A 9352-nucleotide genomic window follows, 5' to 3' on the forward strand; every position below is an offset into this window, starting at 1 on the left:
GTGATTATTGCTGTTCTTTTGCTGCCAGCAGGCGGTCGATGATGTCCTGACCGACGTTTTGTGCCATTGCGGGCCAGACCGTTTCCTGGACATGAGCGGCCATCGCAGCTTGTTCTTCGTCGCTCAGGCGCAAGATGGTGTAGCCTTTGTCGATCAGTTTCTGGCCGAACACTTCGTCGTTCTCACGGTTGTAGGCAAAGAAGTCTTCGGACGCCTTGGTCATAGCGGCTTGCAGAGCGGTGCGCTGTTCATCGTTCAGCTTGTCGAGTGTCCGCTGCGACGCATAGAAAGTTGTCAGTTCCGAAATCGAGTTGTACTCGACAAAATGGGTGCCAACATCTGACTGAGCGAAGATCGAGTAGGTGGCTGTCTTGGTGCAGCAGATCGCCCCATCAACAATACCGGCCTGAAGTGCGGGGAAGATGTCGCCCCATGCCATGGTGGTCGCCTGGTAACCCAGTTCTTCGACCATCGACTTCACAACGCTGGACGACCAGACGCGAATGTTCATGCCCTTGTCGTCAAAAGTATTCCAGTTCTGGGGCTCTTGCGACGAAACGATGCCGATGAACCCTTCCGGATTCTGCGCCATGACGCGCACGCCATATTCGTCGGTGATCTCTTGCAGGATGGTGTTGAACTCGGAGTCCATGTTCAGAAGCGTGCTCTCCATGTCATCCCAGCCGCCCAGCAGGAACGGCATTGACAGGAATTCGAGGCGTGGATCTGTATCGGCATAGATGAACGCCGATGCCAGATCGATGTTGCCGCGTGCAACATCTTCGAACAGCGCCTCACCAGAACCCAGCTGGTTTGCAGGGAAGACCTCGACCTTCAAGCCGACATCCGCTGCTGCCACATCCGCTGCGACCTGTTCCATCATCTTCGTGCCCTGATGATCGATCGGGAACACGCCAGCGAAGCGCAGTGCCATGTCTTCCGCTGCAGCGGTCGTTGAGATTGTGGTTGCAGCGAGCAAAGCTGCGCCACCCATCGCGCCGAGGGCGCGGCGGTTAATCTTCGTAATCATTAAGGTTTCCTCCTCAGTGGTGTGTGTCCCGCCGCAATACGCGCAACGGGACATTTCTTTGCTTCAAGTCAGCAAAATTCCGGGGCGATGAACTCGTATCCAAGATCATCGGCCACAGCCTTGTAAGTCACCTTCCCGTGGGCCACGTTCAGGCCATTCTTCAGGTGTCGATTGTCTGCAAGCGCCTGCTTCCAGCCATTGTTGGCAATAGCCAGAGCGTGCGGCAGCGTGACGTTGTTCAGTGCATAGGTCGAGGTTCGGGCGACTGCGCCAGGCATGTTGGCGACGCAGTAATGAACAACATCGTCGACAACATAGGTAGGCTCTGCGTGAGTGGTGGCTTTGGACGTTTCAAAGCAGCCGCCCTGATCGATCGCCACGTCCACGACGACCGCACCGGGTTTCATTTTCGAGATCAGCTCGCGTGAAACCAGCTTGGGCGCAGCAGCGCCCGGGATCAGAACCGCGCCAACAACCAGATCCGCATTGGTGACTTCTTCCTCGAGTGCAGCTTTGGTTGAATAGACAACCTTGGCCGAGGCCTCGAAGTGGTTTTCCAGCTTCTCCAGAACTGCCGGATTGCGGTCCAGAATGGTCACGTCCGCGTGCAAGCCAACAGCCATCTGAGCCGCATTGAACCCAACAACACCGCCACCGATGATCACGACCTTGCCTGGTTTCACACCAGGCACGCCGCCCAGCAGCACGCCTAGGCCTCCCTTTGCTTTCTCCAACGCACCGGCACCGGCCTGGATCGACATGCGACCGGCCACCTGGCTCATCGGTTTCAGCAGGGGCAGACCGCCATTGTCGTCGGTGACGGTTTCATAAGCGATGCAGACAGCGCCCGAGTCGACCAGATCTTTGGTTTGTTCCGGGTCGGGGGCCAGATGCAGATAGGTATAAAGGATCTGACCCTCACGCAGCATGGCGCGTTCCACGGCCTGGGGCTCTTTCACCTTCACGATCATCTCGGCATTGGCAAAGATGTCTGCTGCGGTTTCGGCAATCTCCGCGCCAGCGGCACGATAGGCATTATCATCAGCCCCAATGCCAACACCGGCATTGGTTTCCACGACGACGTTGTGACCATGCGAAACCAGTTCCGCGACACTTTCAGGGGTCAGGCCGACCCGATATTCATGGTTCTTGATTTCCTTGGGAACACCAATGAACATGTTCTTCACTCCTTGGAACGGATGATCATTTTGCGGTTGGCATGACGAACTCGGCACCTTCCGAGATACTTTCAGGCCAGCGCTGCATGATGGATTTCTGCTTGGTGTAGAAACGCACACCCTCCTCGCCATAGGCGTGCATGTCGCCGAACAGGCTCTTCTTCCAGCCGCCAAAACCGTGCCAGGCCATCGGAACCGGGATCGGAACATTGACGCCGACCATGCCGACCTGAACCTGCTTGCCGAATTCACGCGCGACGTTGCCGTCACGGGTGAACAGCGACACACCATTGCCGAACTCGTGGTCGTTGATCAGTTGCAGGCCTTCGGCAAAGTTTGAGACGCGGACGCAGGACAGGACCGGGCCAAAGATCTCTTCCTTGTAGATCTTCATGTCGGGGGTGACGTTGTCGAACAGGGTACCGCCCAGGAAGAAGCCTTGCTCATGCCCTTCGACGGTATAGTCGCGGCCATCGACCAGCAGGTCAGCACCTTCTGCAACGCCAGAGTCGATGTAGCCCTTGATCCGGTCGCGCGCAGCAGCCGTCACGATCGGACCCATCTCGGCGTCCAGCTCTAGGCCATTCTTGACCTTCAGAGTTTCGGCGCGCTCTTTCAGGACCGGCATCAACTTATCGGCAGCATCACCAACCAGCAGAGCAACCGAGATCGCCATGCAGCGTTCGCCTGCCGAGCCAAAGGCTGCGCCGATCAGGGCGTCCGCAGCCTTGTTCATGTCGGCGTCGGGCATAACCAGCATGTGGTTCTTTGCGCCACCCAGAGCCTGAACCCGTTTGCCATGCCGCGCACCAACTTCGTAGATGTAGTTCGCAATCGGGGTCGAACCGACAAAGGAAACGGCCTTGACGTCGTCGTTCTTCAACAACGCATCCACGGCCACCTTGTCACCTTGTACGACGTTGAACACACCGTCGGGGAAGCCGGCCTTCTGCATCAGATCCGCGTATAGCAGAGCAGCGGACGGGTCGGTTGGCGACGGCTTCAGGATGAAGGTATTGCCTGCCGCGATGGCAATCGGGAACATCCACATCGGCACCATGACCGGGAAGTTAAAGGGAGTAATTCCGGCCACAACGCCCAACGCCTGACGCGTTGTCCAGTTGTCCATGCCAGTGGAGACCTGCTCCGTGTAATCGCCCTTGAGGAGTTGCGGAATGCCGCAGGCAAACTCGATGATATCAATGCCGCGCTCAACCTCGCCCTGAGCGTCGGTGAATACTTTGCCGTGCTCTACAGTGATAGCGCGGGCCAGTTCGTCTTTGTGCTCGCGTACAAGGGCGAGGAAGTTGTTCATCAGGCGGGCACGGCGGATCGGTGGTGTGTTCGACCACTTCGGGAACGCCGCTTTGGCAGCGGCCACTGCGTCGTCAACTTTCTGAACAGTCGCCAGCGACACCTCGCCGGTTTGCGCACCGGTTGCAGGGTTGAATACCGGCTGGGTCTTCTCACCAGAAGGAGCAGTGATTTGGCCATTAATGTAGTGGCCGATCAAAGCGATCGGGGATGCATCTTTCATGATGTCAGTCCTTTTTGGGGTTAGAAGTCAGTGGTCATGGCAAGTCAGCCAATACCTCTCCAAGTGTTTGACAGAGTGTCGTTATTTCAGGTTCCGAAATGATAAGCGGCGGCGACAAGGCGATAATGTCACCGGTGACACGGATCATTATTCCGGCGTCCCAGCCCCGTTTCATTGCATCATAACCCCGTGCCCCAGGCGCGCCCTCTCGTGGTGCAAGCTCGACCGCGCCCACCAATCCCAGATTGCGGATATCGATGACGTTGGGCAGACCCTTGAGGCTGTGAAGCTGATCCTCCCAGGGCTGCGACAGCAATGCAGCGCGCCGGAATAGATCATTCTGCTTGTAACTCTCCAGCGTTGCCAGCGCCGCGGCGCAGGACACAGGGTTGGCGGAATAGGTATAACCGTGGAACAGCTCAATCGGCGCATCGGCGTTTTCCATAGCCGAGTCATATATCTTGTCGGATACGATGACCGCTCCCATCGGAATGACACCATTGGTGAGGCCTTTGGCGGTCGTGATGATGTCCGGCTTTACATCATAATACTCTGATGCTGTCGCTGCCCCCAAGCGGCCAAAAGCGGTGATGACCTCGTCGAAAATCAGCAGAATGCCATGGCGGTCGCAGATCTCACGCAGCCGCTTTAGGTATCCTTTCGGCGGCAGGAGAACACCGGTCGAACCGGCCATTGGTTCGACGATCACAGCCGCAATGGTCGAGGCGTCATGCAAAGCAACCAAACGCTCCAGATCGTCTGCCAGCTCTGCCCCGTGTTGTGGGCAACCGCGGGAGAAAGCGTTTTTGTCCAGATCATGCGTGTGACGCAGGTGATCAACGCCGGTCAGAAGCGTGCCGAAATGCATGCGGTTCTTGACGATACCGCCAACCGAGATGCCACCAAACCCTGTGCCGTGGTAGCCACGCTCGCGCCCGATCAAACGCGTACGCGCCCCATCGCCGCGCATTCGATGGTAGTGCAGCGCAATCTTTAGCGCCGTATCAACAGACTCGGAGCCAGAGTTGGTGAAGAAAGCATGGTTCATCCCCTCAGGCATCATCGCGGTCAGCTTTGCCGACAACTCAAATGCCTGCGGGTGTGAGAACTGGAAGTTTGGTGCGTAATCCAGCTCGTGCACCTGTTTCTGTACCGCTTCAACGATAAGCGGATCACGGTGACCGGCATTGACGCACCACAGTCCGGCGGTGCCGTCCATGATCCTGCGACCATCGGAGGTAGTGAAGTACATCCCATCAGCCGCTTGGATCATTCGGGGCTCGCGAAGGAAATCACGATTGGCCGAAAACGGCATCCAAAACGATGACATTGAGTTGGGTTGATCGAGCACGTTCTTTCCTCGTGAAACAGATTTTCATTTGATGACAAATCTTTGCAGAGTTCAGACCTTCCGCACACCCGGTTTTACGCGATTCTGTAAGTTATTGAAAAACAGACCGCCGCCCCCTAATGTGCTTAAAATCAAAAGCGGGAAATCATTATGGATGCCTCACTAAAATCTGATCTGGAAACCGCAAGACGGCTGCGATTGATTCGAACCTCAAAGGGCCTCAGTCAGCGCGAAATGGCAAAGCGGGCCGGTGTGGGAAGCGGTACGATTTCTCAAATTGAAAGCGGATCGTCCCAGCCGTCTGTGGCATTGCTCAAGAAGATTCTTGCAGGTGTAGACATAAATCTTGGTTTCTTTTTCAGCTTTGAACTCAAAAACGACGACAGCTTTTATTTTCCTCACAGCAGCATGCGTGATCTTGGATCACCCGGAGTTTCCTATTTGCTTGTCGCAGGTGAGCGCCGAGACAGAAAGCTTCAGATGCTCATAGAAAAGTACGACGTCGGAGCTGACTCGGGTCGGTCTGAACTATCGCATGAAGGAGAGGAATGCGCGGTTGTGATAGAGGGCCGTCTTGAAGTGACGGTAGATGGGCAGTCCAGGGTTCTGGGTCCCGGGGACGCGTACTATTTCTCAAGCATATTGCCACACAGGTTTCGAAACGCTGGAGACACACCCTGTAAAGTCATTAGCGCATGCACTCCTTCGTCGTTCTGACTAAATCACAAGACCTCTTCTGTGAACGCTTCAATATTTCGCGGGATGGTCAAATTCGATAACCAACTCAGAATGTGGAAATGAAATCGACATTCAAGATCAGGAGCCAACTGTCGCCTTTCTCACGCCCCCCCGACGGCGGGCTTATTAGGTTTCGCGCCTGCAGCGAATGGCCGAATGCGTGCTGCCGCTGCGGCATCTTGAATGCTCGGCGAAGGTCGGGATTGGGCCGTTAGCGGACAAGTGCGTGCTGCAGTGGGTTGTCGTGGACAACGCGGATTGGTTTTATGCGTCGGTCGGAACCGAGGCAAGGGACAACAAGCCGCCGAATGCTCGCTGGAGCCGGCGAGTGTCCGGCTCAATAGCAAGTGCTCTTGGGCCAAGGGTTTGAATTGCGTGCGCCGATGACGACCCGGAGATTGAGGATAGTTGCGTAAAACGGGTTGTCATGGTACAATTATTGCACGGTCTCGGGCCTGAGGCGTTATTGTACCAACACGCAATCGCCCCTCTATACAAATTTTAATTACCTATTTTTTGATCCGCCCAGACTGGCGACAAACCTCTGATATTACGGAGACATATTCATGGCTATTTCGATAAATTCGAACAACGGAAACATCTCGGCTGGTGGCGACAACACCGACGGTGATCTGCTTTTGAATGCCAATGACGGTAAGCGACGCATCCATCTGGATGCGGGCAGTGGCAACGCGTATTTAGGTGGGAACGGCGCCGACGGGGACCTTGTGCTAATGCCCAGCGGGGCGACCAGCCAATCGGCTTCGGCGGGTACGATCCATATGAGCGGCGACTCCGGCAACTATCGGGCTGGAGGTAATGGCGCGGACGGCGATATCACGCTGAATTCCGTCAGTGGTGAACGGCGTATCCACCTTGATGCCGGCGGCGGCAACTTGTGGCTGGGTGCGAATGGCGCCGATGGTGACCTCGTGCTGATGCCCAGCGGCGCAAGCACGCAATCGACGGCCGCGGCGACGATCCACATGAGCGGCGATTCCGGGAACTACCGCGCGGGCGGCAACGGCGCCGACGGCGATATCACGTTACGGGCCGATAATGGTGATGACCGTATCCGGCTAGATGCTGGCGGCGGCAACATGTGGATCGGTGGCAACGGTGCCGACGGCGATATCGTGGTCTTCGCCTCGGACGGCGACAACACGACGCTGAGCCAAGCCACGATCCATATCAATGGTGACGCCGGCGACATTATCATGCAGAACGCGGACTTTGCCGAGGATTTCGATGTGGCCGCCTGTGCCGTGGCCGATGCGAGCCCCGGCACTGTTATGTCGCTGATCGATGACGGATCGCTGGTGCCATGCGAACGTGTCTATGATCCAAGAGTGGTAGGCGTGATTTCGGGCGCCGGCGATTTCAAACCGGGAATCGTCATGGACAAGCGTCACGACGTCGAGGACCGGATGCCAATCGCGTTGGTCGGTAAGGTCTATTGCAAGGTCGATGCACGCATGGAGCCGATCGCGGTCGGGGACCTGCTGACCTCGGCGGACATGCCGGGCCATGCGATGAAAGCCATCGACCGCGACCGAGCGTTTGGCGCAGTGCTGGGCAAGGCGCTGGCACCGCTGGAGGAGGGCACTGGCCTGATCCCCGTCCTGGTTAACCTGCAATAGGGGGCCGGGCCATGAGTGCAAGCATCAGAAATGTGGCGGGCTCGTGCCTGGACAAAACCGGGCGCCTTTCACTGCGCGAGGATATCCTTGGCGTCTACGGCAACGACAATCCCCGCAACCGATCGGTTTTGGCGCAGATGGACCGAATCCAGAATATGCCATTTGTCAAAGTGGCGCTGGTTACAATCCAGGGGGCTACGCCTCAGATCCAGCGCGACCTGGACAATGGCAACGACGTTTACCAGAACGAGTGCGATGTCTGGATCTATCCAACGGACAGCATCACGGTGAACAACCCCGGGCTGCTGGTTTTTGAGCAGGACGATTGCCGGGGCAGCGGCCACAGCGTGAGCGATGACGAAGACGAACTGTTCGATTTGGGCCGGAACCTGGGAGCGAATGTTGTTGGGTATTACGTCAATAACCCCAGCCCGTTCGGGTGTGCCGCGCACCCGTCGGACCGGCGAGGGTTTTGGGTCGGGCCAGGGGCATCGCCATGGACATGGGTGCACGAACTGACCCATGTGGTCGGCGACAACTCGCACATTGACAGTGACGACAGTTGCGACCTCACAAACCTGATGACCGGTTGCGGCACTAACAACATCAACGTTGCGCTGCCCAACCTGAATACATCGCAGTGCAACAACATCAACGACGACGACGATGTCGAGGAATGCTAAGGAGGCGACAATGGCAGAGCTAGACAACATTGCTGAGCGCATGCTGGCCACCGATTGTGGCCACTCGCTGGAGGAACTGGCCGGCAAGGCGAAGGCCGAGGACCTGGCTGCGCTGGTCCGGGTCATCGAGGACGCCGGCGCACCCAATGCCAGAACGACCCGTGCAATATTCGTGCTGGGACGGATGAACAAGAAAGAGGCGGTGCAACCGATCCTGAAAGCGTTGCCCAAGCTGGACGAAGGCGGTCTAATTGCCGCGGTCGACGCGCTTGGACGGCTGGGTGGAGCCAAGGCGCGGGGCGAACTTGTTAAGATGACAGCCAAGGACAATGCCCAAATTCGCAAGGTCGCCGCTCAGGCGCTGGCGCGGATCGGTGACAACACCGCGATGGACCGGTTGAAAGAGATTGCCGAGAGCGACGCCGAAACATTCGTGCGACGGGCGGCACGCAAGAAGCTGGACCGCGCGAAATAGACCAGTGCCGATCCAATGGACGGGCGCGCGCGTGTTTTTAGGTATCGTCCATGCTCTGGTAGTGACCTGAAGCTATCGACGGATCGTCGGGCACTTACAGGCAGATTTGCCGCGTTCTCTCGTGCAACCGAGTTTCGTAGTTTTCCTATCTCTTCGAAAAAAGGTGTAAAATTCCATAGATTGCTTTGGCGAAAAAGAATGTACCTCTGATCTAAAGAGATACCATGTGATATACTCGGCACTGGTGCCAGCGAAGGGTGCCATCGTATCCGTGATCCTCCTGCAAGTGCCCTTTTCGATTGCCAACAACTCTGGTCTCCTAATTGTGACCCACGGTGTTTCAACCCCCCGCACTTTTCGGCAAAACCCAAAGGCTCAAAACACTTTTTGAGGAGGGTGCACCGGTGATCGCCACTGATCCACACCCGAGCAATGCCGGGCGATTGCTGCATACAAAAAAGCAGGTTTCAAGGAGTTGCGCCCTGCCGAGGAAACTCCTTGTGGCTTAATTCTTCCCATGGTCGTGTACACTTAGCCGGGAATATCCCACTATCCGCTTCCAGCCCAAACCGGACATTCATAACTGAACTTTGCAGTTTCCCTGGTGCGGAGAAAACGCGCGTCCGTATTCCAAAATAGTAACGTTTGGTTACGAAGCTAGGCCTCCCAAATACACCTAGACGAGGCCTACAGTGTTGCAAGGTCAGGGTGGTGATAGGC

8 protein-coding genes are annotated in these 9352 nt (G+C 56.7%); 4 read left to right on the forward strand and 4 right to left on the reverse strand.

Translation table 11 applies throughout. The features are described from left to right. Positions 1 to 4: 4 nt before the first annotated feature. The 4 genes from dctP to aptA form a co-directional block, all read right to left on the reverse strand. Entirely contained in the window at positions 5 to 994 is a 990-nt protein-coding gene (gene dctP, locus ACR0LW_RS20410) for a TRAP transporter substrate-binding protein DctP (protein WP_480884219.1), read from the reverse strand. Between the two features lie 104 nt (positions 995 to 1098). Continuing rightward, positions 1099 to 2208 (reverse strand): alanine dehydrogenase, encoded by a 1110-nt coding sequence (ald, locus tag ACR0LW_RS20415; protein ID WP_170734265.1) that lies wholly within the window; start codon positions 2206 to 2208, stop codon positions 1099 to 1101. A 25-nt stretch (positions 2209 to 2233) separates the two neighbouring features. Continuing rightward, a complete protein-coding gene (locus ACR0LW_RS20420) occupies positions 2234 to 3745 on the reverse strand; it encodes a CoA-acylating methylmalonate-semialdehyde dehydrogenase (protein ID WP_480582422.1) in 1512 nt (503 codons plus the stop codon). A 34-nt stretch (positions 3746 to 3779) separates the two neighbouring features. Then, complete coding sequence (gene aptA, locus ACR0LW_RS20425) at positions 3780 to 5075, reverse strand: omega-aminotransferase AptA (protein WP_480884216.1); 1296 nt, start codon at positions 5073 to 5075, stop codon at positions 3780 to 3782. 171 nt (positions 5076 to 5246) lie between these two features. Here aptA and ACR0LW_RS20430 point away from each other — a divergent pair, with 171 nt between their 5' ends. The 4 genes from ACR0LW_RS20430 to ACR0LW_RS20445 all read left to right on the forward strand — a co-directional run bounded on the left by ACR0LW_RS20430 (position 5247) and on the right by ACR0LW_RS20445 (position 8632). After that, positions 5247 to 5813, forward strand: coding sequence for a cupin domain-containing protein (locus ACR0LW_RS20430; protein ID WP_170456026.1), 567 nt, complete (start codon positions 5247 to 5249; stop codon positions 5811 to 5813). Positions 5814 to 6400: 587 nt separating this feature from the next. Then, positions 6401 to 7474 carry a hypothetical protein gene (locus ACR0LW_RS20435; protein ID WP_170624464.1) on the forward strand — a complete coding sequence of 358 codons (1074 nt, stop codon included), beginning with the start codon at positions 6401 to 6403 and terminating at the stop codon, positions 7472 to 7474. Positions 7475 to 7485: 11 nt separating this feature from the next. Continuing rightward, complete coding sequence (locus ACR0LW_RS20440; protein ID WP_170624462.1) at positions 7486 to 8157, forward strand: hypothetical protein; 672 nt, start codon at positions 7486 to 7488, stop codon at positions 8155 to 8157. 10 nt (positions 8158 to 8167) lie between these two features. Continuing rightward, positions 8168 to 8632, forward strand: a complete 465-nt coding sequence (locus ACR0LW_RS20445) for a HEAT repeat domain-containing protein (protein WP_170624460.1) — start codon at positions 8168 to 8170, stop codon at positions 8630 to 8632. The last annotated feature ends 720 nt before the right edge of the window (positions 8633 to 9352 follow it).

This window comes from Ruegeria sp. N4, assembly GCF_056531425.1.

Excerpts from the sequence above, each read along its gene's own strand:
- dctP (WP_480884219.1), bottom strand. The coding sequence starts at position 994 with ATGGGTGGCGCAGCTTTGCTCGCTGCAACCACAATCTCAACGACCGCT.
- ald (WP_170734265.1), bottom strand. The coding sequence starts at position 2,208 with ATGTTCATTGGTGTTCCCAAGGAAATCAAGAACCATGAATATCGGGTC.
- ACR0LW_RS20420 (WP_480582422.1), bottom strand. The coding sequence starts at position 3,745 with ATGAAAGATGCATCCCCGATCGCTTTGATCGGCCACTACATTAATGGC.
- aptA (WP_480884216.1), bottom strand. The coding sequence starts at position 5,075 with ATGTCATCGTTTTGGATGCCGTTTTCGGCCAATCGTGATTTCCTTCGC.
- ACR0LW_RS20430 (WP_170456026.1), top strand. The coding sequence starts at position 5,247 with ATGGATGCCTCACTAAAATCTGATCTGGAAACCGCAAGACGGCTGCGA.
- ACR0LW_RS20435 (WP_170624464.1), top strand. The coding sequence starts at position 6,401 with ATGGCTATTTCGATAAATTCGAACAACGGAAACATCTCGGCTGGTGGC.
- ACR0LW_RS20440 (WP_170624462.1), top strand. The coding sequence starts at position 7,486 with ATGAGTGCAAGCATCAGAAATGTGGCGGGCTCGTGCCTGGACAAAACC.
- ACR0LW_RS20445 (WP_170624460.1), top strand. The coding sequence starts at position 8,168 with ATGGCAGAGCTAGACAACATTGCTGAGCGCATGCTGGCCACCGATTGT.